At 44.6% G+C, this 26,971-nt stretch carries 21 protein-coding genes; 3 read left to right on the top strand and 18 right to left on the bottom strand.

All coding sequences use genetic code 11. The annotated features are described in order from the left end of the window. The 8 genes from QMA01_RS14665 to xylE form a co-directional block, all read right to left on the bottom strand. Complete coding sequence (locus QMA01_RS14665) at positions 1-528, bottom strand: hypothetical protein (RefSeq protein WP_290215345.1); 528 nt, start codon at positions 526-528, stop codon at positions 1-3. A gap of 266 nt (positions 529-794) precedes the next feature. Then, positions 795-1,103, bottom strand: coding sequence for an alpha/beta fold hydrolase (locus QMA01_RS14670; protein ID WP_290215346.1), 309 nt, complete (start codon positions 1,101-1,103; stop codon positions 795-797). 305 nt (positions 1,104-1,408) lie between these two features. Further along, the gene (locus tag QMA01_RS14675; RefSeq protein WP_290215347.1) at positions 1,409-2,248 is read right to left on the bottom strand and encodes a DUF4839 domain-containing protein; all 840 of its coding nucleotides are present in this window, start codon (positions 2,246-2,248) and stop codon (positions 1,409-1,411) included. Between the two features lie 608 nt (positions 2,249-2,856). Continuing rightward, positions 2,857-3,336: a DNA/RNA helicase domain-containing protein gene (locus QMA01_RS14680; protein WP_290215348.1), complete on the bottom strand. Its 480-nt coding sequence runs from the start codon at positions 3,334-3,336 to the stop codon at positions 2,857-2,859. 311 nt (positions 3,337-3,647) lie between these two features. After that, positions 3,648-4,334 (bottom strand): SLATT domain-containing protein, encoded by a 687-nt coding sequence (locus QMA01_RS14685; RefSeq protein WP_290215349.1) that lies wholly within the window; start codon positions 4,332-4,334, stop codon positions 3,648-3,650. 27 nt (positions 4,335-4,361) lie between these two features. After that, positions 4,362-6,206, bottom strand: a complete 1,845-nt coding sequence (locus QMA01_RS14690; RefSeq protein WP_290215350.1) for a DUF2075 domain-containing protein — start codon at positions 6,204-6,206, stop codon at positions 4,362-4,364. A gap of 202 nt (positions 6,207-6,408) precedes the next feature. Continuing rightward, complete coding sequence (locus tag QMA01_RS14695) at positions 6,409-7,080, bottom strand: hypothetical protein (protein ID WP_290215351.1); 672 nt, start codon at positions 7,078-7,080, stop codon at positions 6,409-6,411. A gap of 485 nt (positions 7,081-7,565) precedes the next feature. Then, a complete protein-coding gene (gene xylE / locus QMA01_RS14700) occupies positions 7,566-8,975 on the bottom strand; it encodes a D-xylose transporter XylE (RefSeq protein ID WP_290215352.1) in 1,410 nt (469 codons plus the stop codon). Between the two features lie 285 nt (positions 8,976-9,260). On the opposite strand from xylE, the gene QMA01_RS14705 reads away from it, so the two are divergent. The 3 genes from QMA01_RS14705 (at position 9,261) to QMA01_RS14715 (ending at position 11,666) form a co-directional block, all read left to right on the top strand. Continuing rightward, positions 9,261-10,376: a DUF4236 domain-containing protein gene (locus QMA01_RS14705; protein WP_290215353.1), complete on the top strand. Its 1,116-nt coding sequence runs from the start codon at positions 9,261-9,263 to the stop codon at positions 10,374-10,376. 230 nt (positions 10,377-10,606) lie between these two features. Beyond that, a complete protein-coding gene (locus QMA01_RS14710; RefSeq protein WP_290215354.1) occupies positions 10,607-11,050 on the top strand; it encodes a helix-turn-helix domain-containing protein in 444 nt (147 codons plus the stop codon). A 7-nt stretch (positions 11,051-11,057) separates the two neighbouring features. Further along, positions 11,058-11,666 carry a PIN domain-containing protein gene (locus QMA01_RS14715; protein ID WP_290185472.1) on the top strand — a complete coding sequence of 203 codons (609 nt, stop codon included), beginning with the start codon at positions 11,058-11,060 and terminating at the stop codon, positions 11,664-11,666. 117 nt (positions 11,667-11,783) lie between these two features. On the opposite strand, the gene QMA01_RS14720 is transcribed toward QMA01_RS14715, so the two are convergent. From QMA01_RS14720 to QMA01_RS14765, 10 genes are all read right to left on the bottom strand, one after another. Next, complete coding sequence (locus QMA01_RS14720; RefSeq protein WP_290215355.1) at positions 11,784-12,644, bottom strand: RCC1 domain-containing protein; 861 nt, start codon at positions 12,642-12,644, stop codon at positions 11,784-11,786. Between the two features lie 57 nt (positions 12,645-12,701). Then, positions 12,702-13,271: a hypothetical protein gene (locus QMA01_RS14725; protein ID WP_290215356.1), complete on the bottom strand. Its 570-nt coding sequence runs from the start codon at positions 13,269-13,271 to the stop codon at positions 12,702-12,704. A 487-nt stretch (positions 13,272-13,758) separates the two neighbouring features. After that, entirely contained in the window at positions 13,759-15,789 is a 2,031-nt protein-coding gene (locus QMA01_RS14730; protein ID WP_290215357.1) for a beta-galactosidase, read from the bottom strand. Positions 15,790-15,819: 30 nt separating this feature from the next. Continuing rightward, positions 15,820-17,544 (bottom strand): glycoside hydrolase family 35 protein, encoded by a 1,725-nt coding sequence (locus QMA01_RS14735; RefSeq protein WP_290215358.1) that lies wholly within the window; start codon positions 17,542-17,544, stop codon positions 15,820-15,822. Between the two features lie 156 nt (positions 17,545-17,700). Continuing rightward, positions 17,701-19,911 carry an alpha-galactosidase gene (locus QMA01_RS14740; protein WP_290215359.1) on the bottom strand — a complete coding sequence of 737 codons (2,211 nt, stop codon included), beginning with the start codon at positions 19,909-19,911 and terminating at the stop codon, positions 17,701-17,703. 415 nt (positions 19,912-20,326) lie between these two features. Then, complete coding sequence (locus QMA01_RS14745; RefSeq protein WP_191716338.1) at positions 20,327-21,154, bottom strand: carbohydrate ABC transporter permease; 828 nt, start codon at positions 21,152-21,154, stop codon at positions 20,327-20,329. Beyond that, the gene (locus QMA01_RS14750) at positions 21,151-22,098 is read right to left on the bottom strand and encodes a carbohydrate ABC transporter permease (protein ID WP_290215360.1); all 948 of its coding nucleotides are present in this window, start codon (positions 22,096-22,098) and stop codon (positions 21,151-21,153) included. The genes QMA01_RS14745 and QMA01_RS14750 overlap by 4 nt, the downstream gene beginning before the upstream one ends. A gap of 111 nt (positions 22,099-22,209) precedes the next feature. Next, the gene (locus tag QMA01_RS14755) at positions 22,210-23,505 is read right to left on the bottom strand and encodes an ABC transporter substrate-binding protein (protein WP_203341089.1); all 1,296 of its coding nucleotides are present in this window, start codon (positions 23,503-23,505) and stop codon (positions 22,210-22,212) included. Positions 23,506-23,654: 149 nt separating this feature from the next. Beyond that, positions 23,655-25,454, bottom strand: a complete 1,800-nt coding sequence (locus QMA01_RS14760) for a sensor histidine kinase (protein ID WP_290215361.1) — start codon at positions 25,452-25,454, stop codon at positions 23,655-23,657. Continuing rightward, positions 25,414-26,964, bottom strand: a complete 1,551-nt coding sequence (locus QMA01_RS14765; RefSeq protein ID WP_290215362.1) for a response regulator transcription factor — start codon at positions 26,962-26,964, stop codon at positions 25,414-25,416. The genes QMA01_RS14760 and QMA01_RS14765 overlap by 41 nt, the downstream gene beginning before the upstream one ends. Positions 26,965-26,971 lie beyond the last annotated feature (7 nt).

A 26,971-nucleotide genomic window follows, 5' to 3' on the forward strand; every position in this document is an offset into this window, starting at 1 on the left:
TCACTCTGCTTTTAAATCCTCTGATAAATCTTTAATTGCTGCTTGAAGTAATATATTGAGCGAATTGAGATACTCCATTCTCTCTGTTGAAGCCTTAATATTGCTATTTAATTCATTTAAAACAGCGTCATGTTTGATTATCGCTTCTTGTAGCAACGTTTCTTTTTCTTGTTTTAAAGCTTTCTTTTTAAAATGCGATAAAGTTGCATATCCACCAACTCCTAGAATCACTGCTGGAGCAGCTAGTACGCCAATTCCGGCAACCATACCTCCGCCAATGATACCACCCGCCGTTGCCAAGCCTGAGGTTATCCCTGCTGCACCTAATCCAGCGTATCCAAGTATATTTAATAAACCCAATCCCACTAATCCTCCAGCACCTATGCCTACTACGGCTCCTAAAACTTCCGGTATATCAGAAGTTTTAATATGTCGTTTTTTATCGGCTAGTCCTTTTCCAGCCTCTTCAATAATCGCTATAACTGGAGATAAGGATTTAAGGTTCGTGAATTTCTTTTCAATAGCCATTCTGATCTTCCCTTCTTTCTACTGAATTCTTTAATGACCTTTTACAATCATATTACTACAAAAAAAAATATTTATTCTATAAATAATAGAAAATACTGTAATATTTTTAATTAATTATTATTAAATTTAATTTAAATAATTAATCTGACTTACCTAGAATCATTACGATATTATAAAATTTTGACGTGTAAATTAAAAAGCCGCGAATCTCTTCGCAGCTCTTCAATAATCATTGGCTTATTCTATTCCAAAAACCCAACAATCCCCTACATCAACCCATACGCCAAAGGTAAATCAGGATTACTGTATGCCGTCTCTTTCCCGTCTTCATCCGATGCCGTTTTCAGCACATGGTTCATATCGTCAATAATCAGAAGTTCTGATTCCGGATGCGCCGCATGCAAACTTTCCGCATCGGCTACCGACACATGCGAATCAGATGTACCACCAATAGTCAGGACCGGAATCTCCAGTGCCGCCACTTCTTCCTGCGGATGGTACACCAGCCAGGAAATCTTATAGGGCTGGACCGACGGACGGAAAACACTGTGCAATTGCAGGCTGACTGTTGCCAAAGGTTCGCCTTCCTTCAACTGACTGATGATTTGTCGGGCTTCATTCATGAGATGTTCAGGACGAAACAGCTAAATTGAATTTCCAGCAGTCCCCAAATGTTCCCTGTGTCGCATACAATTCTCACACAATTTATACGAATGAATAAAAAGAAAAAACCACGCTCTAAATGCCGAAGCAACGGGTATGGCAATGTATACATTATAAATTGTAGTGTATAGTCAGACTCATTTAGAATTGTTTTTTACACAGGGACTCGAATTTTACAGCTCAATTATGAATACTTACCTATCGCTATATATTACTTCTATCTTATTTCAGAAGAAACTGGGTTAAGAAAAAATAGTCCGGAGTTTTCTTCATATTCCTCAACTACAGCAGTAATACGTAGATTTTGGCCCATACCAATAGTTTCCGGCACCTCAGAACCAATAAGATTTAAATCAAAAACATTCACATCTTCAAACTTAAAATCAGGACCACTATAGGTTGTTTGACTAGAATCACCAACTGCGATTAAAATATCGTATCTTGTTGTATTATCTCCATGTAGCATCATATGTGCGATATATCCATTGAATTCAATGGTTCTACCAGCATATTTTTTTGCAAATTCAACAACAATTAGATCATTAGTATCTTGGACTGCCAAAAGAGCTGCCAGATCTTTGCTGTTTTTTTCTGTTAGTATTTCTTGTTTGCTTTCCACAGATGCATCATTTGTTGATTGGTCAACTGTCTCAGGACTCTTTTCTTCGGTTGATTTTTCGACTACATCAGAATTCTTTTCATCAGTGGCTTCGGTGTCACTTTTCTCTTCTTCTAGAAATGTGTGATATGTAATGACTATTTCAGAATCTTTTTGGAAACTATCATTTGCGCTAAACTCGGTAGCTCCATTAATCTCTACTTGTTCAATTTCTCCATCTTTTGTTAGCCAACCAGTAATCAAATCATCCAGTTTCTTTGTTTCAATATTAGTAAATCCACTTTCTTCTAATTCCGAAACGACTGTTTGATAATTTTCACCGCCCATTTCATCGGAAGATTTATTCACTTTTAGTACATTTGGATCCTGTTCATCAGAACAAGCTGAAATGCTGGTAATCATACCTATCAAACACAGAAATATTAAAATTCTTTTCATAATGTCCCCCATCTTTTATGTATAAAATTAACATTTTATAGTCAAAATATTATAACACATCGACTTATCTATTTCGCAAAACATTTATTACTATAATAGCCCTGGACTACAATAATTTAGAGCTATTCTTTGCTAACACCTACAGTTAGAATCATTTATTGAAGAAAGAAAAGCTCGAGAACTAGTCGTGTCATGAAATAGAACCAAGGCGGACATGTTTGAGTAATCCTTAGGACATCAGAGAACCACTCATAAGAAGAAGAAAACCGCTTGAGGAAAGTTGATTTTCTCAGAGCGGCGATGCATGCAGTATAAATTATAGTGTACTGACAAAATTGTTTAGTTTTGTGTCGTTTTCTAAAATGCGGTCCCGCTTTTTTTCAAACGAGTGGAGTTGAGATGATTAGTCCCGATTACCCCACAAGTCAAGTTACATCATTTAACATTTTACCAGCAGTCTCCATTTGGTCCCTGTGCGCTGCTCAATTATGAATAATTACCCTTCGCCATATAAATGCAACGGGATTCTTTCTACTGCTGATTTTGTCGATTTTCTTATGCAGTATTGTAGTATGTCTTGAATTGGCTTCAACACAGGGAAGCGGTTTTTACAATTGATTGTCTTCATTGAATCCATTGAAAGCATCGGCTCTGCTCAGCAATAAATGCGCTTCGTCGACCAATACAATATTCGCTTTTTCTGCAGCTTTCTTTTGCTTGTTAATGAAACTTGTAGGCTTATCAAAGTTATTCTTTTTAAGAGATTTCACATTAGCCGCAATGTTTTTATACGTTTTCAGCATTTCTGAATGATTAACCAGCAAAAAATTCTTTGTATTATGGAGGTTAGAACTTATATCAACTGCCCGTTCCTGAATGCTATTGAACACGGAACTTAGGACCACACTCTTCCCTACACCTGCTTCGCCCTTAACCATGAACACAAACGTTTCATCATCATGGCTGTGCTCTTCGCATACTTCTAGAATTTTTGTTTTAAGCTCGAGTTGTGTCATTGTCAGTTCTTTAAAAGGAGAAAGTTTGAAGATGTCCCTATTTTCGATTACATGTGCAGGGTTATTAACCATTTTCCTTTTCAATAGTTCTTTCCATATATCATTGAATATCTCTTTGTCGTAGAATTCCTTGTTATGGTAGTTGTGCGTGACGATTTGCGCAGTCTGACTCTTGTTCTGTAGCTTGTAGCGATCATCTCCTAAGAAATAATCATAATTCGCTTCCCTAGGAGCGGTACAATTCCCAAAAAATTTATGTTAGTGAATAAAAAGAAAAAATTACAACCAAAATGTTGATGTAGCAAGCATGGCTATGTGTAAAGTATAAATTGTAGTGTATTGTCAAAATCGTTTAGAATTTTTTCTTTCCCAGGGACGTGGTTTTAAAGAAAAAATGGAGTAACTAAAATTGTTAAGCCTAAAATTAAAGGAATGATATAGGCCAAGTAAAACATTCTTCTTTCTTTTTTATAATACTTGTCTAACTTTTTCTCTTCGTCCAATGTTGCAGTACGTTTAACTTTTTTCGCTTGTAGATAATCTATTTGTTCATGATTCTCTACAATAACTAAAGTACGTTCATATTCCTTATATAGATCTGCTACTTTGTCAGTGTCAATTTTCGATTTCACTTTCATCATTTCAATTTTTCCATATAATTTAGAAAGATGATGCCCGTTACTTTCCATCATAATTGCTTTTTCCTTATAGTTTTTTCCCCCCATATGTGTAGCAAAGAATGATAGGGCAATAGATATTGATAGGGTTAAGTATGTCGACCATTCAGCACTATTATTATAAAATTGATAGAGTGTAATTATAGAGATGATAACCACTAAAATATTATAAAATACTATCAAGTTTTGTATTTTATTAAAATAAATTCGCAATCTTGTTGAACAAGCGAAGCGAGCTCTTCTAGTTATATCAATACGTCTTAAAAGTTCACTCATAGATTCTTGCAATTTTTTTTGTTGATTTTCTTCTAAATTTTTCTCTTCCCCTTCTGCTGGAGAAAGAATATTGGTTTTTTTAAACCAATTAACATAAGTAGGACTATTGAATAGCATTAAAAACTTCCTTTCAAGTGGCTAAATTCAGTTATTTGATAACCATTTTCTTAGAGCTTCATCCATACAATAAACATAACACCCCTTCATCCCTCTCGTCATCAAGGTCTTATACGTATTCCTCACCAACTTATCAAGCGGATCAACCTCATACTTACCCTTAGGCTTCGCCGGTCTGGCGCCTTTATCCTTGAAGTTCTCCCGCTTCACTTCAATAGACTGAGTTTCTGGATTATAGGTTAGATCATTGCCGATGATTACACCGACGTATTCCATTTCAAGTCCTTGAACGGTGTGGATGCAGCCGATTTGTTCGGAGCCTTCCGGGTGGATGGCCCAGTCGATACGTGCGGGATCGTTCCACGGCATAGCGAAGTCATGAACCTCGACGACGACATCTTTCGGCAGCTCTCCATCCACTCTTTTGGTGTTCCATTCCCATGCATAGCCTGCGAGCAGCCGGCCGCCTTTTTCTTTCACTACTTTCTCGTAAAGCTCGTGCGGAGAATCGACGACTTGGAAGTCGAAGTCTCCATCCAGCTGGATGTCCTGCTTGCGGTCGTAAAGGACATCGTCGAGCCACTCCAGGTAATTGCCTGAACCAGCGCAGCGGAACTGTGAATCGAGTTCGACGACATGGACCGTTGAGTTCTGCTTTTCGGCTTCTTCTTTCAATAGATTGAAGCGGCCGATGTCTTTATTCGAAATCACCTGCTCATCATCGATGAAGAAGACGCTGACTCTGCTGGAGCGGATGATTTGAGTCGCCTGGTTTTCGCCTTCGATTTTGCGCTTCATATGTCCTTGGTTCTTCAGGCGATGCGCTTCGTCACAGACCAGGACATCGTAGTAATTTGAAGGCGTTTCCACATACGACGCAGAACCTTTAAAAAGGCTCCGTATTTCCACAAAGCCGCTCCGGCCGATCAGTTTCTTCCGGAGTATTTCGCGGAACGATTGGTTCGGTGTAATATACTCAATCGTCGCTTCTTCGCCTAACAGGAAGTTCATCAAGTTCAAGCCGATGACCGATTTGCCTGTTCCCGGTCCCCCTTTGATGAGGATGGTGTGCTTCTGGTCCGTTTCCAGATCCATGCCGTTGTAGATGGACAGCACTTTCTCGTAAGCGACCTTTTGTTCATCAAGGAGAATGAATTCCTCGTTTCCTTCGAATAAGGAATTGACGGCTTCGACCAGTTTCTTGGATGGACGAATTCTTCCTTCTTCGATTTTCCGGGCGATTTCCGTCCCTTTTCCTTCTGAGACCGCATCGTTGATTCGCTTTCGCAGCAGCAAATCATCAAATTGGAAATAGATCGGCGACTGCTCGACGTAGCTCGTATAGCGTTCATTGAGCAAAGGCTCTGCCAGTTTGTCCGGTATGTAATTATGCAGATATGCACAGGAGCTTAAGCTGATGGATGTATCTTCGTATAAGGCTTCATTGAAATTCTCGAGATAGCGTTTATAGGACAGCGACTGATAAGACGGATGAACGGTTTCGCGCTCCCTCCCACCGAGGAAGGTTTTGACGATGCCGTCCCCTTCCGCCAGCTGTGATTTATTCCATTGCTTCAGTTCAACGATAACCGCGTTTTGCCGGCCGGTCTTGTCTTCCCCGGTAATCAGGAAATCAATGCGCTTTTCGGTGGAAGGCAACTTGTATTCCAGCAGGACATGGGTCCCTTCTTTCAATTCCGCGTCCCGCAGAATCTTGGCCATTTGCGGCAAGGAGTTGGTCCATGAACGGATTTCGCTCGGGGACACGGAGTGGTTCATCTTTTCCTGCACTTTTTCAAGGAGCACAGATTCGATGCGCTGTTCAAGCACGTGGTTGATGAATTTTGAAGAGCTTTCGTTGTAGATGATCATGAGGGTGCTCCTCTCTTCTATATATGTAAAATCCTGTATGAAACTTATTTTCAGTTTAACATTTTTTGACTATACCAGCACTAATTTTTCGCAATATTATTGCAACTCATGTCATATATTTATTTTCAACCCCTATATACCTATATACCTAAAAAGACCTCAAACAAAAACTTTATTGTTTGAGGTCAGCGCTTCATTTTGCTTATTTATTTACTTCAATTGTATGTGAAACGTCTTCCCCTACAGTTTCGAAGTTAGTATCGTACGGAGCCATAATCCTTAATTCAATACTTTTAAGTTCATCTACTGTTGAATTCTTTAAGATGTATACATTATGTCCTTCATGACGAACCTGTCCTAAATATTCTCCGTCAATATATTCAGACAAGAGCATATCAGGATCTAACTGTTCTTTAGTATTGGTAATTGCTACGGCTTGGTCAAGATAAAAACTCATGTCTTCCTCAGATGTATTTTCTCCAGCAAATTGAATAGTAAAGGCGTGTACTTCATCTCCTACAGCAACTTCAAAAAGATCAGCTGTCGCTTGGTCTTTCGGCTCGATAATTTTCAGCTGAATTCCAGGAATTTCGTATTTCATTGGACCAATTTCTCCAGTGATGCCCAACTCTTTATTGGTATACGTATTAGTAGCTTTCATGCTGTCATCTTCCTGTACGTCTTCATCGACTTCCACAGCTTCTTCGACCTCTTCAGTCTCTTCTGTGCTCTCAGATTCTTCCGTATTGGCTGATGTCTCTTCACTAGCTGTTGTTGTGTTTTCGGACTCCTCGTTAACCTCTGCGGTATCGGATCCACATCCTGCTAGAACTACAGAACTGATGATAATTGGAATAAACCATTTTTTTATCATAATCAAATCCTCCTTCATTTTGAGTCGCAAATAATAATGTAATCAACTATACTGTCAGCGGCCGCCTGCTATTAATTAGAAGGAATACCAAACAAGTTAAACTTCATAATTGAAAAATGTTGAAAAATTATTCTTTTATCATTTTTCAACCTTCTATAGGTAAATATACTATAGAATCCTATTTTTTTCTATATACAATCAACTATTCTTCTTTATATTTACAGAAAACTAGTAAAATAAGATAGATTCAAAATCACTAAATCTTTTTAATCCAACTTCTTCTTAGAATAATAAGTAACTATACCTGCTAGATTCTCATCAACCTATTTAGAGATGAACTGCATAAAAAAGTTAGTATTGTTTTTTTCTTTTACTCTCTTTTATTTCCACCAGATGCTCCAACCTAAATTTTTTATACCCCTATAACTTAAAAAACCGAGCCGCTCCAACCAGTCTTTCCCTGGTCAGAGCGGCTCGGTGCCGTTTTATTGATTGGTTACTGCTTTTTCGGCTTGTGATTTTTTCAAGATGATTTCGAGTTCTTCCAGCGACTTGCCTTTGGTTTCCGGAATGAACTTCCAGACAAACAGCGCGGAAAGGAGGCTCATGAGGCCATAGATTCCGTAAGTCATTGCACCGCTGATTTCCATCATCGGCGGATAAGTGGAAGAGACGAAATAGTTGGCTGCCCATTGGAAAGCCACGGCAATCGCCAATGCCTGTCCGCGGATTTTGTTCGGGAAGATTTCAGACAGCAAGACCCACACGACCGGTCCCCAGGACATCATGAATGATGCCGTATAGATGATGATGAAGACCAGTGTGGCGGTGCCGATCTGTTCGAAGTACGCCAGTCCGGCTACACCGAACATCCCGATGGTCATCCCGATGGAACCGATGATCAGCAGCGGCTTGCGGCCGACTTTGTCTACAGTGACAATGGCGATGACTGTGAAGATGACGTTGACCAAGCCCATGATGATGGTCTGCATGAGTGAAGCATCGCGTCCTGCGCCCATGCTTTCAAAGATTCGCGGCGCGTAATAGAGCGCTACGTTGATGCCGACAAATTGCTGGAATACCGACAGCAAAATCCCGATGGCAATGATTCCTCTGCCGTAGGCAAAGAGCTTTTCCTTTTTGTGGTCAAAGGAATTTTTGATTTCATACAGAGTCGCTTTTGCCATGGTCATATCGTAGGTTTTCAACAAAATGTCCATGGCTTTGTCGTCTTTCTGTTGAGAAACGAGGTAGCGCGGTGTTTCCGGAACAAAAAACAGCAATAGAAGGAACAATAAAGCCGGAATCGTTTCAGAAGCGAACATGTATCTCCAGCCCAATTCGTTGATCCACGCCAGGCTCTCGCCTCTTGCGATTCCCCAGTTGACGAAGTAAACGACCAGCATACCGAAAATGATGGCGAATTGGTTCAAGGCGACAAGACGTCCTCTCAAGTTCGGAGGTGCAATTTCCCCAATATACATCGGTGCAACGGCAGAAGCCAGCCCGACTCCGATTCCGCCGATGATCCGGTAGAAGTTGAATGTCGCCAGTAAAGCGATGGAAGGCTCACCTGGTGTGAAGAACAGGAACTCCGGATAAGCAGAGCCGAGTGCCGAAGCCAGGAATAAAAATGCAGCGATGATCAATGTGAGTTTCCGGCCGAATTTCGAAGAGAACGTACCGGATAAAAATCCCCCGATGATACAGCCGATCAATGCACTGGAAACCGTCAATCCGTGGATAAAGGAACTGAGTCCCAGGCTATCCGTGAAATACGTCTGCAGCGCACCTTCTGCGCCAGAGATGACAGCCGTGTCGTAGCCGAATAACAGGCCACCTAATGTAGCAACTAAGGTAATCCCAACAATGTATAAAAGCTTGGTATTCTTCATTTGGCTAGCGAGAGCAGAATACGTTCCTGCCCTCTCCTCCTCTCATGGTGTAAGCGTTATCAGTTATTGTACCAATATTCCATTACTTCGTGCAATGACTAAACTAAGTTTTCTGAGATTTTTTATTATCTTGAAATAAAGACATGTTGGAGATTGCCGCTCTAATACTTGATACACTGCTGTTTCAAATGAAAAATTGTTCTGTTTAAAAAATAAAAAAATTCAAATTTACTACTTCCTATATTTGGTTAATACCTTTACAATTTGGGAAAAGGAGTGGATTGGATGGCTATGAAGTTTCGAAAAAGTTTTAAAGTGGCTCCAGGTATGCGAGTTAATGTTTCGAGCAGAGGAATCGGTGCAAGCGTTGGAGTAAAAGGGCTTCGCTATTCGGTGAATTCACGTGGACAACGACGAACAACTGTCAGCATTCCAGGCACTGGGTTATCTTCGACCAGAACCAGTTCAAGCCGATCCAATTCAAACCGTACTTATAAAAGTGCCGCTCAACAAAACAGACAAGCACTTGCCCGGCAACAAAAAGAAATTGCTAAGCAGGAAGAGCTGGAAAGAGCCCGGTACGAAGTACAGGTTTTTGAAAACAAAATCGATCTGATACATTCTATCCACAAGGAATGTGACGATCATTTTGATTGGTTTGACATCAGTCGATCCAAGCACCCCCATCACTTGAAAGAAACTGGATTCCACGAGCTTGAAGCACAGGAAAAACTAAATGCATTCAAGCCTTCTATGATGCAAAAGATGCTGAAGACAGCGAATAAAGAAGAAGAGAAGTTACGTCAGGAAGTATCTTTGGCAAGAGAAAAAGATGCTGAAGAATCGAAAGAACTCATTCGAACCACCCGCTTGGCCAACCGTATTCTGCAGCAGGACATAGATGCTTATCTACAAGTTATCGAAGAGCTTTCACCACTGGACGACCTGCTGGAATTCGGAAGCGGTTTTGAATTTATTATCGAGGATCCTAAAACACTTGAGGTTGAATTCAATGTTCATTCAAAAGATATCGTTCCTACAGAACAAAAATCTCTGACAAAAACCGGCAAGTTAACCGTCAAAGAAATGCCGAAAACCAAATACTATGACATTACACAGGATTATGTCTGCAGTTGTGCAATCCGTATTGCCCGAGATATGTTCGCCATCCTGCCTTTTGATCTGATTGTTGTCCATGCGATGGATGAAGTTTTGGACACCTCAACCGGCAGAACAGATATCCTTCCGATTCTTTCTGTTCGTTTTGATAAAGCCACATTGAACAGCCTGAATTTTGAAGCCATTGATTGTTCAGATTCAATGGCAAATTTCCAGCACAATATGAAATTCCGGAAGACCCAAGGATTTTCGCCGGTTGAGAAGGTTCAGTTGCTTCAGTAATATAAAGAATTTGATTTTATGCCCCCAAAAGATTGGACAGCGTGAATCGTCCAATCTTTTTGCCTTTATTCGATTAAAACAGCCTACATATCACTACACAATATCTTAATCAGCAGCGAGTTTCCCGTAAGATAGATAACTGAATACAAGTTTCGAAAGTTTCGTTTATTTCTTTAGTTTCTTTGTAAATAGTTGTATAATTGAAAAAAAGGTAATAAGGAGATATTACTATGGTTAATCTACTCGATAACATAAAACCCCGCCCTTCTGATGAAGCGATTAAAAATAAGCGGGTAAAAGAGTATGTGCAACTCATGAGAATAGCCGAAGAAGTAGAACGGGAATTAAAAAGAAGAACTAATGAACTTGGAGAAGATGAAAAACAAGAGGCGTTTGAGGCACTAAGTCAGGAATACAACCTCCCCCCATATGTAACTGTACGCGATGCGGCAGACATTATAGGTGTCAGCCAGCAAATGGTCCGTAGACATTGCAGCGAAGGGAAACTGTTGGCGAAACAAACTTTCGAAGGCAGCGGGAAATGGCGGATTGAGACCAAACAATTAATGGATCAGCCTAACTGGGAACGGTTTATTGAAAAACGTGCTCGGATTAAAAATCAGTCACTTGGTTTTGCTGATGAAATGCTGAATCAGTTACAGGAAGAAGAATAAGCTAGCTATGGCTGAATTCAAGCAGTATACAGTAGATACGAATTTTTTTCGTTACCACGCCTATAATAATGGCGACACTAATCTACGGAGAGCAGCTGTTCATTTTTGGAAAACTGCAAAAGAAGAAATAGAAAAAGGCGAGGCGGTTATTCTCGTTCCTGCAGAAGTTAAAAGGGAATTAGAGGTACAATCTTATATCTTGTCTGACAGAGAAAATAATAAAATCCAACGTCTTTTAGCTAATTGCCAGGAAATATCCCCTTCTGTTTCGATAAAATTGGAACATCATGTCAGAATAATGTCTGCATATCTGCGGGCCAATTTCCGGAATGCTCTTGGCGATTTCTCTATCGCATACGGTGGTGTTTCAGACTCTCGTATTCTTTATAGTGCTTATTATGAAGACAGCATTCTTGTCACAGCGAATGTTAAAGACTTCATGCTTTACCCTTTTTTATTTAACCAGAGTGAAGATCGATTGTATGATTTAAAGCAAAGTCAATTTGTTCATATACCTGAGGAAACTTATAATCTGGTCTGGCAAGACTCGGGCTTTCAGAACATGTTTCTGGAACTTAGCAAATTAGAGGTTGAATTAGAAGATACAGATGATTGAATGGCAATTAATTCAACCCCCTCCAGGCAGTCCTGCTGCTTGAAAGGGGTTTTGTTGTAATTCTACATTTCATTATATGAAAACTTATTTTATTGAAGGTTTAATCAACTATGTTTATTAAATCCCACTCACCTCACACTGCCCTTCATCATTACGCCCCACCGCTACCATACTTCCATCTGCTTTAAGACCAATCGTATGAGCACTGCCTGCCGAGATCGCTACAATATTGTGCCAGCTACTCGTCTCGCATTGCCCTTCAGTATTTCGCCCGGCAGACACCACTGTTCCATCAGCCTTCAACCCGATCGTGTGATTGCTGCCAACTGCTATTTCCACAACGTCTCGCCAGCCGTCTACATCGCGTTGTCCATCTTTATTCAACCCAGTAGCCACGACAGTTCCATCCGAGCGGAGTCCAACGCTGTGAAGATAGCCCGCTCCCGTTTCAACGATGTCACGCCAGTCCTTCACATTGCCTTGTCCGTAACGATTGTTTCCTGCAACCGCCACTGTCCCATCACTTTGAAGTCCGAGGGTATGCCAGTCACCCGCAGAAACCGAGACGATTTCGCGCCAATCACTTACATCGCATTGCCCTTCGTTATTCTGTCCCACTGCCACTACCGTTCCGTCCTTTTTCAGTCCGAGTGTTCGGCGCCATCCTGCGGCGATCGCTTTAATATCCAGCCAATCATTTACGTCACATTGCTGGTATTTATTCCAGCCGACTGCGACGACTTTTCCATTCTTTTGGAGTCCGACCGTATGGGAATTTCCGATATGGCCCGTTCCCGCTGCCACCGCTGTGATGTCACGCCAGCCGTTCACTTGGCATTGGCCGTATTTATTATCGCCCACCGCAGTCACCGTACCATCCGAATGGAGCGCGACAGTATGGCGATAGCCTGCCGCTATGGTCTTTTTCGGCCAACGCTTCATCTGCAATGGCTGTTCTTCTGATGAAAGCCGGTCCATATTCAACCTCCCCGACATGTTTGTCTCTGAACAACGAACAGTGATGATCGACAGCTGTTATTCTTCCAACAGCTCAATCAACCGGATCACTTCTTCATCTTCTCCGGTCTCAATCTCCACCAGCTCAGTGTTCTCGATGATGTCGTTGTAGAAATCTTCCCCTGCAGGATACTCGCCATCCCAACGCAATGGCACATTGTACAGAGTGATTGTGCCGTCCCCGTTTCCGCTATACGTCACAGACCCATCCACCAAGCGCGAGCCTGCCAGTTGAATGACCGCTTCCGGATAAGCGGCGCTCGTGTCATCGTCAGGATTGAGTAGAGTACCTTCAGGGATTTGTTGGACGTAAAGCCCGTCTATTTCCTGATTCGGTCCGAGCTGCAGCCACACTCTGGCGTATTCGATCTGTTTGCTGGAATACTCGGATAAGGCATCTTCACCTGAGTCAGTCGCCACCGTAGAATCCTCCTCTCCTGCTCCTTCTTTTCCGCCTTCTTCCAATGCCGTTTCCTCCGGCTCGCCTCTGGCTTTTGAAGCGTCCATGATCGGCGCATCCTCTTCACCGCAGCCCGCCAACAGCAATAGCGCTGCGCTCACACAAAAGAATTTTCCCACTCTTTTCATCGGTCCCACCTCTCCTTTTTTAGTCCGAATAGATAAGTTAGCAGTATATTCGATAATGAAAGCCCGTTTTCCTTCCTGAAAACTTCCGTTCTCCACATACTTGTTTCACTGCTTGGCTACGGGTAAGCAGGACCCCTCTCACAAGCCTATTTTCGACTGGAGGAATCATTGTGCAAACAAAGTGCGGTATTCTGCAAACAATGGCTTTTATTCTGCAAATAAACCTGGTTTTCTGCAAACAAATTTTTTATTCCGCAAACAAACCATCGTTTTCCGCAAACAACGCTTAAATCTCTCGCCGAATCAGCGAATATGGCTTATAGATATGCAGCTGGTGATGAGTTTCGAGGATTTTTTGGTGTAAAAGGACGCCCTCTTCTGCTTTTTGCATAAATCCATCAAAATAACCCGCTCAGCAGGAAATTCCTGAGCAGGTTAGTTCGACAGTATATAAACTTAAGCGTTTTTCACAGCGGAACGTGCGTTATTATACCTTCGCCAAAATCAATACGCCTTTTTCTTTCAGCACCAGATTGCCACTCACTTGTTCATCCGTAAGCACTTCTCTGTACTGGTCATCTTTCAATTCGATCGTTGCTTCTTCGTTGTTGTGGTTCAACACGAACAAATACGTCTGGCCGTCTTTTACGCGTTCAGTGGTTTCAACGCCCTCCGGTACGGCAAGCAGTGGCTCAACACCTGCTTCATCGCACACTGTCTTGAGGAAGTCGACGAGGAATTCCGTATCTGGGCTTGATGCCACATACCACGCTTTTCCTTTGCCGAATTTATTGACGGTTAGGACCGGCATGCCTTTATAGAAGTCAGAGCCGTATTCCGCAACCGCTTCTGCGCCTTCTGTGTGGATCAAATCAAATAACAGGTTGCATGAATACTTGCCGCTCATCTTGCCGCGTACTTCTTTCATGACGATTTGATTGGTTTCGTCCGGGTGCAGCGCATCGATTTCTTCCGCCCAAATGCCGAGCACGTTGCGCAATTCGCCTGGATACCCGCCAAGTGTCACGATGTCGGTTTCGTTGACGATGCCGCTGAAGAACGTCGTCAGGAAAGTTCCGCCGTTTTCGACAAAGGCCTCGACTTTCGCTGCGTAGCCTTCTTTCACCATATACAGAACCGGTGCAATGACGACATCGTATTGGCTCAAGTCTTCTTCGACGCCGATCATGTCGACTTGGACATTCAATTTGTACAATGCGTCATAGTATTTATGGACTTCATTGACATAATCAAGCGATACAGAAGGGCCGCTCGACAGTTCCGTCGCCCAGCGGTTTTCCCAGTCAAAGACGATGGCCACTTTGGCGTTGACGCGTGCATCGAGCAAGGTATCGGATAAGCCGTTCAATTCTTTTCCTAATTGGGCGACTTCATTGAACACACGCGTGTTTTCGTGGCCGACGTGTTCGATGACCGCTCCGTGGTATTTCTCGCAAGCCCCGACTGAACGGCGCAGCTGGAAATACAGGATGGTGTCTGCGCCGCGGCCGATTGCCTGGTAGCTCCATAAACGCATAACGCCCGGGCGCTTCAAGGAATTATACGGCTGCCAGTTTTGCTGGCTCGGCGTCTGCTCCATCAGCATGAACGGCTGGCCGTTCTTCAATCCGCGCATCAAATCGTGTGTCATGGCCGTGTAGCTGACCGGCGTATCAATCGCCGGGTAGTTGTCCCAGGATACGACGTCCATTTCTTTCGCCCACTTGAAATAATCCAGCATCGGGTAGGTGCCCATCAAGTTGGTGGTGATCGGCGTGTTCGAAATGTGCTTGCGGATCGCGTTGTACTCCAGCTTGTAGCAATCAAGCAAGCTGTCCGATTGGAACCTACGGTAATCCAGTGAAATCCCCTGGAAGTCGGAGACGTTGTCTTCGCGTTCTTCGCTCAGCATATTCGGTGCGACGATTTCGTCCCATTCGTAGAACGTATGCCCCCAGAATCCGGTGTTCCATGCTTTGTTCAACTTTTCGATCGTGCCGTATTTGTCGCTCAGCCAGCCACGGAACGCGTCCTGGCAATTGTCGCAATAGCAGTAGCCGCCATATTCATTGGACACATGCCAAATCAAGACAGCCGGGTGGTCTTTATAGCGCTCCGCCAATGTTTCAGCGATTTTCTCGGAATACTTGCGGTACGTCGGGCTGTTCGGGCAGGAGTTGTGGCGGCTGCCAAACTTGCGTTTACGGCCGTAGAAATCCACACGCAATACGTCTGGGTATTTCTTCGCCATCCACGCCGGATGCGCGGCTGTACTTGTGGCTAGGCACGTGTAGATGCCGTTTTCATACAAGCGGTTGATTTTGTCGTCCAGCCAGTCAAAATTATAGGTATCTTCATTCGGCTGATTCAATGCCCATGAAAAGACGTTTAACGTCGCCACATCAATTCCAGCCAATTTGAACATCCGGACATCCTCGTCCCAGATTTCTTTTGAATCCCATTGTTCCGGGTTATAGTCCCCGCCATGCCAAATCTTCGGTAATTTATCGTTGATCATTTTATTCCATCCCTTCTGCTTCAATAGTGTTTAGCCGAGTTTTGGCTGGTCCAGCAAGTGGATTTTATCAGTCGCCGTGTTTTCCAGTTCCAGCACGACAATTTCATTGTTTTCTTTTTTCAGCAATGGGCCCGGCAAATAAAGGCGTTGCTGCGGACCGGCAGTATTCCAGTAGCGGCCGAGATTGAAGCCGTTGATGAAGACATTGCCTTTGGTGAAGCCCTCGGTGTCGACATAAGCGTCCAGCCCTTCTGCCGCATCAAACGAACCACGGAAAAATTTCGGGAAGCGGTCTTCGCCGCTCAGCTCATAGGCTTCCGGCAAACGGTCCAGCTCCACTTTGTACATTTCCCAGTGGAAGAAATATTGTTCGCCGAGCCACAGGTTTTTGACGAGCCCTTTCGGATCTGTCAAATGCTCCCCGTAATTGGCGCGCCCCATGTTCTCCACGAGAATCTCCAGCGTGTTCACCGGGTCCGGGAACTCCAGGGTCAGTTCTTTATTTAGATCGTTGATGTAGGTTGTGGTGATATAACGGCCGTTGATGTAAATGAACCCCCGGTCGCGGATGTTGCCCGAGTTGACTTTCAATTCGCCTTGGCGGTTGACCGTCGTCCGGTACAGCGTATAGCCGTAGGCCTGATCGATGTCTTCCATCGCCAGCGGCACGATGTGCTCGACTTTTTCGCCGATGTTTTGCAGGACATCGAACAAACTGACAGACTCTGAAAGCGCCACTTCTCCATAAGCTTCCGCCGTTGCCGTCTCCTCGAAATCCGCCGGCACTTCCCGGTACTCACTCAGGACTTTCTTGACCGCTTTGTACTTCTCGGTGATCGCTCCGCCTTCCGTCAGCAAGCTGTCGTAATCGTAGCTGGTGATCGTCGGGTAATAGATGTCGTAATGGTTGGCGCCGTTCATGAAACCGAAGTTCGTGCCCCCGTGGAACATATAGAAATTGACGGAGATGTTCTTCTCCATGATTTCCTTAAAGACCGCAGCCACATCGTCCCCGCTCCGCACTGTGTGTTCACCGGTCCAATAATCAAACCAGCCGATCCAAAACTCCGCCACCATCTTCGGCGAACCGGCTTTGAACGTTTCGAGTGCGTCGAATGATTCCGCTACCCGCGAACCGAAATTCAAGGTAGTGGTGACATCCGGCAGCGAGCCTTGTTGAATAAAGTCCGGACCGTCTGATGTGAACAAGAACGTATCCAGTTCATGCTTTTCATACTGTTCTTTAAAGAAATGAAGGTAAGCCAGATCATTTCCGTACGCACCGTATTCATTTTCGATCTGCATGGCAATGACCGGCCCGCCATTTTGGTAGAGATGCTTTTTGAACTTCGGCAGCAATTCGTTGAAGTAATCTTCCACATGCTTCAAGAAAGACGGATGGCTGCTTCGCATGACCATGCTTTTGTGCTTCAGCAGCCAGGACGGCAAGCCGCCCATTTCCCACTCCGCGCAGATATACGGCGCCGGACGCAGGATGACATACAGCCCGAGCGTGTGCGCCAGCTCGATAAAGCGTTCGATATCCGCCATTCCCGAAAAGTTGAACTGTCCTTTTTTCGGTTCGTGGAAATTCCACGGAATGTAGGTTTCCACCGTATTCAGCCCCAAAGCCTTCAGCTTCAGCAAGCGGTCTTCCCATTGTTCGGGCATCGTCCGGAAATAATGCATGCCGCCCGACAAGATCTGGAAAGGCTCGCCCTCAAAATAAAACGAATCGTTTTTAACAGTCAGCACGTCGACGCCTCCTATGTAGGTGGAGATATTTTTAGTGTTGATATTCCGCAAAACAAATATAGTCTCTTTTTTACAGCACTCACTTAGCACCGACGCGTCCACGAGCTAAGCGACCGGCGCGATTTTAAAAGTTATTCTATCTGTAAAACTCTTTACTCACACCCGCTTTACTTTATAAACAACCGACGAAAAGTCGGCCGGATGGTGGTCCGTTCGGTACCGGTTCAGCTGCAGACCAGCACCCATCAATTCGTCTCCGAAAAAGGTGTCGTCTATTCCTTCGATGGTGTATTCAAATTCCGGGTTCAGTCCTTTAAAGAAAATGCGGGTGAACCCTGGATTCGGCCGAGATAAGACTTGGTAATAACCGAGGATTGCTTCGCTTTGGTCTTCTGATACGACCATCCAACTGGTTTGATTGCCATCTTCCGCAAACGGGCTTTCGATCCGGTAAAACTGGCCTTGCTGGATGAGCGACCGGTTTTCTTTGTAGAAAGCGATTTGTTCTTTTACTTCTTCTTTTTCTTCATTGGTCATCGCCGTCACATCGAGTTCGTAGCCGAATGCGCCGAAATAAGCGACGTTTGCCCGGGTCTCTAAGCTCGTCATCCTGCCTACTTGATGGTTGGGAACCGCGGATACATGGGCGCCCATTGAACTGAGCGGATACACCAGCGACGTGCCGTATTGAATCTTCAGGCGTTCAACCGCATCGGTGTCGTCACTGGTCCAGCCTTGCGGCGCGTAATACAGCAAGCCCGGATCGAACCGGCTCCCGCCACCCGCACAGGATTCGAACAAGACATGCGGAAACTCTGTCGTCAGCCGTTCATACAAGGAATAGACGCCCAGGATGTAGCGGTGCGCCACTTCACGCTGGCGGTTGGCCGGCAATTCCAAAGAGCCGACTTCTGTCATGTAGCGGTTCATGTCCCATTTCACATACGAAATCGGCGTCTCCCTCAAGACTTTCGCCATCATCTTATGGATGAAATCCACGACTTCCTGTCTGGAAAAATCAAGCACAAACTGATTTCGGCCATGCGACATTTTCCGGTTGGGCACATGGATCACCCAGTCCGGATGGGTTTTATACAACTCACTGGCTTTCGAGACCATCTCCGGTTCAAACCAAAGGCCGAATTCCATGCCCAAGCCGGTAATGTCTTTCGCCAATTGCGTAAGGCCCTTCGGCAACTTGCGCTTGTCTGCCGACCAATCCCCTAAAGACGTGGTGTCGTCATCGCGTTTGCCGAACCAGCCGTCATCCAGGACGAACAATTCCACGCCCAATTCTTTGGACGACTTGGCGAGCTCCAATATTTTTTCATCATTGAAATCCCAATACGTCGCTTCCCAGTTGTTGATCAGCACCGGACGTTCCCGGTCGCGCCATTTCCCGCGCGCCAAGCGAGTACGGTACAGCTGATGGAAAGTCTGGCTCATGCCATTCAAGCCTTCATCTGAATACACGAGCACCACTTCCGGTGTCTGGAAACTTTCGCCGCTTTCCAGCAGCCAATTAAAATCAAACGGATTGATGCCCATCATCAAGCGCGTCACATCGTAATGATCCACTTCCACCTGCGCCAGAAAATTGCCGCTGTAGACCAGGCTCATGCCGTACACTTCGCCTTGATGTTCCGTCGTCTCCGGCCGTTTCAAGGCAAGAAACGGATTTTGCTGGGCACTGCTCGTCCCGCGTGTACTGGCAATGCTTTGGATGCCCGGCACCAATTTGCGGTTTTTGATGTGCCGTTCCCGTGCCCACGAACCCGACAACTGCACCATCTCAAAATTTGAATCCGGCAAATCGATGCTGGCACTCAATGCTCTAGTCAAATTTAAATCCCTTTGCCCGCGATTGATGAACTGTGCAGAACGCGCAATCGCATTGGACTTTTCAAACACCGTATAAGAAAGCCGGAGCTCCAAATCGATTTCTTTGTCATACAGATAAATCTCCAAAGTGGTCGCTTCCTGATCACTTTCCGCATACGTAGCGGGCAAGCCTTCCAGTTTCTTTTTGCCTTTAAAGATCTGGTGGTCCTGATAAACCAAATCCGTAATCCGGCTGCCGCCTTCCTGCAGCACCTGATAAGCCGGCTCCCGGAAGTCCGTCGCCCCGTAGGCCGGATATTCCTGTTTGATCAAATCCAATGAAAAAACCAAATCCCCTTCATTGACACAAGCCGTATTCGGAGCCGCCTCCACATGAAACAAGCGCTGGAACGACTCCCGCTGGCGCAGCTTCTTGCCATAATAAAGCTGTCCCAACTGGCCATTGTCCAAAACGCTGAAAATATAGCTCACTTTTTCTGTTTGTAGATGAAACTCTTGAGTGGAGTCATTATATAAAATCGGCACAATTTACCTCCTAAAATAAGTTGAATTAGTAAGCTCCGATTGCCGATATTCCGCAAAACAGCTGTGCTTGCCGCGGGCGAGCGCCAAGCCTCCTCAGTCGCTTTGCTCCTTGCGGGGTCTCGGCTGTCTCGCTATCCCGCAGGCGTCTCCGCCGTTTTGCTCCATATCAATAAGTAAGTTGATGAAAAATACAATGTCATAGCTAGCAGAGTAAATCTCTTAGTGCCGGCGCATCCAAGGGCCAGGCGAAGCAAGAAGACAGGCGGTTTTCCTGGCTTCTTGCGGGAGCCAAGGAGGTTGCCAGGCACCCCTGGTGACTCCTTTGCGACGAGCTTGCGCAGGAGCCTACCCAAAGCGGCCGAAGCGGTGTATAACAGCAGTAGTCAGCTACTAATTGGATATAACTGACTACTATTTAACCCTTAACCGACCCCATCATTCCTGCAACAAAATGCTTCTGCATGAGGAAGAAGACAAGTGCAGTCGGCAAAGTGGCGATGACGATGGCTGACATGATGACGCCGTAATCCGGTGCGTAGCTGGAGCCCAGGTTTGAAATCAACAACGGAATTGTTCTTTTTTCCGGTGATTGCAGGATGACCAATGGCCACAGGTAGTTGTTCCAGCTGTTCATGAACGAGATGATGGCCGCTGCTGCGTACGTCGTTTTCATTGTCGGCATGTAGATCCGGAAGAAGACGCCGATTTCACTCAACCCGTCAATTCTTCCCGCCTCCACCAAATCTTTCGGGAACATCTTCGTGTTCTGCCGGAAGAAAAAGATGAAGAACGCGGTCGTCGCCGTCGGCAAAATGACTGCGCCGAGCGAGTCGATGCCAAGGAATGGTGCTGTGTCGCTGATGCTGCCGAACATACGGTAAAGCGGAACCATGATCGCCGCAAACGGAATCATCATCGACAGCAACAAAATGTTGAAGACGATGTCTTTTCCTTTGCTGCGGTGGATTTCAAAACCATAGCCGGCAAGCGATGCCAACAACAGCGTCAAAATGGTCGTAATGATTGCGATGATCGCCGAGTTCATCAATGCCGGGACAATATCCACTGTCGCAAATAAAGTCTTCATGTTTTCAATCAAATGAGTTCCCGGAATCAACCGTCCTTGCGTCACATCCACCGATTTATTGGTGATGCTGACAAGCATCCACAGGAACGGAAAAATGGAAACGATGGCTGCGAGACTTAGAAACGTGTAGATGAAGATGCTTTTCAAGTTTTTCATTTTTTCTCACCCGCCACTCTGAATTGAATAATCGAAAGGATTACCACTAAAATCACGATGACGTAAGATACGGTTGACGCATAACCAAAGTCAGGCGTGTATTCGAACGACAGGTTGTAGATGTATTGCGAAATCGAAATCGTCGCATTCCCGGGTCCGCCGTCGGTGATGTTGACGATTTCATCAAAGATCTGCAAGGTACCGATGGTGGACGTGATCGATGTGAACAAAATGATCGGCTTCAGCATCGGAACCGTAATCTGGAAAAACTGCTGGAAAGCGTTCGCTCCATCAATTCTTGCCGCTTCGTAAATTGACTTGTCGACGTTTTGCAATGCCGCCAAATAGAAAATCATGTTATAGCCCGTCCATCTCCATGTGATGGCAAGGATGATGACCACCTTCGCCCAAAACGGATCGGCCAGGAAATTGATCGTTTGTGAAATAAAACCGAAGTTCAGCAGGAATTGATTGATGATGCCATCGATGCCGAACAAATACTTGAAGATAACTGAGTAGGCAACCAGTGACGTGACACAGGGCAAGAAAATCGCGATTCTGAAAAAGCCTCTGAATTTCAATTTCGGATCATTTAACAAGACCGAGAAGAATAACGCCAAGACAATCATCAAGGGTACTTGAATGAGCAAGTAGATTGATGTATTGGTTAGCGCTGCGATAAACGTCGGATCACCGAACAATCGCTGCCAGTTGTCAAAGCCGACATATTCCAAGTTCCCACCCATCCCTGATTGGAATGACAGCAGGAATGCTTGGACCATCGGGTAGAAGTTGAAGATTGTGATAGCGATGACGGAGATAATGACAAACAGCCAACCGACTTTTTTCCTGAAGAATACACCGTTTTTTTCGCGTCTTGTCTCTTTATAGCGCAAGCTGACCGGGAGATCCAGTTCACCTTTTTTTGTAGATTGCTGGCTCATTTTTCTCATTCCTCCTATAAAAAAAGCTTGAGCTGTGCCTGGCTGGTGAGCGATAAAGCACTTCTACCAGTTCATCGGCGGCAACTCAAGGCTTTAGTTAATTCCAATCAATTATTTGAGTTGTGCTTCAGCTTGTCCTTGGACATTCTCAAGTACTGTCTTAAGCTCTGTGCCATTCAAATAATCCTGCATTCCTGTTACCAGGATATCTTCAATTGCATATGTGTGTAGACCGTAGTTGACGCCTGGAATTTCGTCTGTCCATGAAGACAGGTCAGTAAGAAGTTGCTGCCCGCCGAAGAATTCGTCTTCAACTGCATAAGCATCGCCTTCAGCTGCCGCGGAGTAAGTTCCAAGAGCGCCGATGTCTTTTACCAGTGTTTGATAAAGATCAACATTCGATCCAAATGTGTTCAGCATGAAATCAGCTGCTTGTTCTTTGCCATCGACGTTCAAGATATACCAAGAACTGCCGCCCAAGTTAGAAGCGTTGACTGCGCCTTCCATGTCCAATCGCGGCATTGGTACGACAGCCCATTTGCCTGATTGATCTGCTGCTTGTTTAATACTTGGCGTGATCCAGTTTCCTGTTGGAACGCTTGCTACATCGCCGCTGTTGAAGGCACCGACAAACTGGCTCCAGTCAGAAACGATTTTTCCGATATCCGCATCCATCATCTTTTTGTATGTTTCAAATGCTTTTTCAAGTGATTCGTTGCCTGCAAGGTTTGGCGTTGAACCGTCTTCATCCACATACCATGAACCATTTGTCTGAATCATCATACGGATTTGACCCAAATCGTTCGGGTCCAATGTCAGCATATTTTTGCCTGTTGCTTCTTTTACTTTTTTACCGATTTCGATGTATTCATCCCAAGTAATATTTGTCAGGTCTTCGGGTGTGTAGCCCGCTTCTTCCAAATAATCTGTGCGTACGTACAATCCAGCAACCCCTGAGTCAAATGGCAATCCGTATTGTTCGCCGTCAAAGCTGGTTGTGGCAATTTTGTAATCCGCAAAGTCGTCTGAGTTGATGACATCCGTCAATGGATGGAAAGCATCCGGATAGGCCTGAAGGAAACTTTGTGCACGGTAATCTTCGATCAACACAATGTTCGGCATTCCTTTTGTTGTACCCGAGCTAAGTCCTGTGTTTAATTTTTGAATGATATCGTCTTGCGCATTTTCAATGATGTTCACTTCAAAATCTCCGTCTCCGCTGTAAGCTTCTTTTGCTTTTTCAAGAGCGGCAATATTGAATGCTGGATCCCAAGCCCAAGCGGTAATGGCGTCTACGCTTGATGAACCTTCTGAACTGCCGCCGCTTGCTTCTTCATCCCCGGAAGAACAAGCCGCTAAAACTGCCATACCGACAAGCAGCACAAGCATAAGATAAAATTTCTTCATTGAAAATCCCCCTTTTTTGTAAGCGCTTAACTTTGCACCTTGTCTACAGTATAACGACACAAAAAAAAAGATTGTTAGCACAATCTTTAGGTGTTTGTTTGATAATTTTTAGATATTTCAAACTTTCCGATAATTTAGTTGAACTATTCTTAGATGCTGGTAATTTCTTTAGGTTTTGCGGAAATCTGAAGCGGCAATTCGACTTTCACTTTTGTGCCGTTTCCTATTTCACTGGTGATTTCTACGCCAAATTCTTCTCCATACAGCATCTGGATGCGCTCATGGACATTGCGGATGCCGATGCCGCTGAACAAGTGGCGTTTCTCTTTAATGTCTTCTTTGGTATGGTCGCCTTTGATTTCCATGCCATCGCCGTTATCGACGATTTCGCATAACAGGTTGCCTCCTTTTTCAGAAACCAGGATTTGGACAAAGCCTTCTTTTTGGATGTTGAACGCGTGGAAAAAAGCGTTTTCGATAAACGGTTGAAGAATCAGCTTCGGCAACTGGTAATCCAAGCAATCGGGCGAAATGAAGAAATTCACTTTGATGCCTTCGCCGTATCTCGCCTGATTGATCAGCACATAATTTTTTAAGTCTTTTATTTCCTGTTCGACGGTGATGGTTTGGTCGACGTTGCTCAGGGCATTTTGCAATAACGAAATCAACGCATGGATCATATCCGTCGCTTTTTCCTTTTTGCCCTGCTGGATCATAAATTTGATGGAAGCCAAAGTATTGTAAAGAAAATGCGGATTGATTTGATGCTGCAGCGCCATCAGTTCCGCAGAACGCTGTTTTTGCTGCGCCTGGACAACAAGGCCGACATATTCCTGCAATTCATTGAGCATGGAATTAAAAGCATTGGCAATTTTCTTGGCTTCGTAGCCGCCCGTTTCGTCAATCGGCTTCGTGAAATCGTGTTTGCCACTTGTGGAAATCTGTTTGACTAAGCGGCTGATGGAGTTGGTTATCCGCCGGGAAATGAGAAACACCACAATCACAGCCAACAAGACGATGCCCAGACTGATCAATAGAATTTCTTTGGTGTTGATCAAATTGGCCAATACTGCGTCTTTATCCACCAGATTCACCAAATACATGTCATAGGTCGGAAGGTATTGCGACATCAGCATATAATCTGTGCCAGAGATGGTGACATCTTTGAATTCCAATCCTTCATCTTCCACTTTTTCCGCCAATGCCAGAAGCTCATCAGCTTTGTCACCGATCATTTCTTCTTTATTGCTGGAAACGATCTGCCCTGCCCGGTTGACCAGCAGCACTTCGTTTTCCGTACTGGTATACCCTTCATACAGCCCTTTCCATTGCTCTTCGAGAATCGGAAAATACAGCACGCCGTAAATTTCGCCGGTCGACCGTTCCATGAGTGCTTTTGTGGCCACAATCATCGGTTTGTCATTAAACGACGTAGAAGGCATAAATTGATAAAGCAGCGTATTGGGCCGATTGATGGTGTACTTCGTTATGGGATGGTTTCGCAGTACGTCCCAAGACACCGGCCAATTGGAATAATTCATATTGTACAGGCGTTCGTTGTTGCCGAGCACAATCATATTGGTGTCGTAGGACTCGACCGTCGGATAAATGCGTTCCATCTGCCGGCTGATGTCGTGATAGGATTTCGATGTTTCGATAGCGTTTGTATTTTCCTGCGTCAATACTTTTTTGATGGTGCCGTTGTTCTGGACTTCATTCGTGGCATTGACGATGGCAAAACTATAATCTTCGAATCTGATTTCGATCTGTTCCAGGGCTTTCGTGTTTGAAATGCTGAAGGTTTCCATAAACAAGTTGGAAGACATCCGGATCGAGCTGAAGGTGATCAATAAAGATACGGCCACGATACTGAGCATCATGATCAGGAACATTTTGATGAACAGGCTGTTATTTCGTAAGATGAGAAAGGCCATTTTCTTCATTTTCATGTCGGGCACGGAACTCCTTTCGGTAACTGCCTGGCGACGTCCCGGTTATGCGTTTGAACACTTTGCAAAAATAGCTGTGATCCGAATAGCCGACCATTCCGCTGATGTTCGAAATGGTGACCAGGCTGTTTTCCAAGAGGTCCATGGACTTCTTGATCCGCACCCGGTTGAGGTATTCGCTGAACCCTTCTTTATGGTGGGCGCTGAAATAAGAAGACAGGTAAGACGCATTGAAATGAAAATGGCTGGCGATTTCAGACAGACGGAGCGGTTCTGTGTAATGCTGTTCAATATACGCCAGGATTTTATCGATGTTGTTGGCCTGGTCTGCTGCTTTATTAAGCGACAGGATGTTGGTCCGCACTTCTTCCAGGAATGCGTTGAATTGCGCCAACGCTTCGTGAATATGTTCCGCTTCGTTGATCGCCGAGAAATAACCGTATTTCTTCTGCTCGATTTCCTTGTTGTCGTATTTCATGGCATCCAGCAATACGATGATGTTAAAGACGATATTCCCTAAAAACGATTTGAATTCAAAGCTGTCGTTGTTGTATCGTCCCGCCAAATCCGCCACATGATTTTCAAGATAAGCAAAAGCCGGATTGAACAAACCATCTTTGAACATCTCGATAAAATGATTCAAATCAAAATTGGTTTGTTTTTCATTTTCTTCCGGCAGGTGGTCGTAGACGAATACATTCTGTTCCGGCAGATAAAATAAATACTTCTTCATCTTCGCGAAGCCTTCATCGTGGACCTGTTTAATGTCATCGATTTTTTCGAACGGTTCGAACATCATCCATGTGGCAAGCGGCGTTTTGGCCGCGTGGCTTTCAATCGTGCCTTTGATAACTTCCAGTTGATTTGGATTGAAATTCAGCAACAGCATCGATTCCGTATCACTGGCAGCAAACGAATAAATGGCAATGTCTTCAAACGGGATCCGGTTGAAGACGGATTTCAGCTGAGCGGGATCCAGGTTATTCCCGTGTATGCGCACCAAAACAAAGCGGCTGTTGGAAAAGACCGTTCCATCCGCTGATGAGTCGTAGCCGAGCAACATATTTTCAAGTATTTCTTCGGTGGAACGCTTCGGCTTTTCCAGCGAGTCGGCTTCCTGCAAACCTGGTATCCTGTTGACGATTTGCTTCAAAATCCGCAATAATTCAGCGCCGTTCAACTTCGGCTTCAGGATATAATCAGCGACTCCGTTCTGGAAAGTCGAACGCACGTAATCGAAGTTTTCAAAACTGCTCAACACAATGATTTCAAGATGAGGATAGGCTTTCTTGGCTTCTCGGACCAGATCGATGCCGTCCATAATTGGCATAACGATATCCGTCACGACAATATGTGGTGAAAATTCCCCGATCATTTCCATCGCTTCTTGGCCATTCGACGCTTCCCCAACAATCTGAAACCCTTCCTGTTCCCAATCAATATAATTGATGATTCCCTGCCTGATCAGCATCTCGTCATCGACAATCAACACTTTGCACATTTCTCCCATGAATATA

The sequence above is a fragment of the Planococcus notacanthi genome (assembly GCF_030407825.1).
Taxonomy (GTDB): Bacteria; Bacillota; Bacilli; order Bacillales_A; family Planococcaceae; genus Planococcus; species Planococcus notacanthi.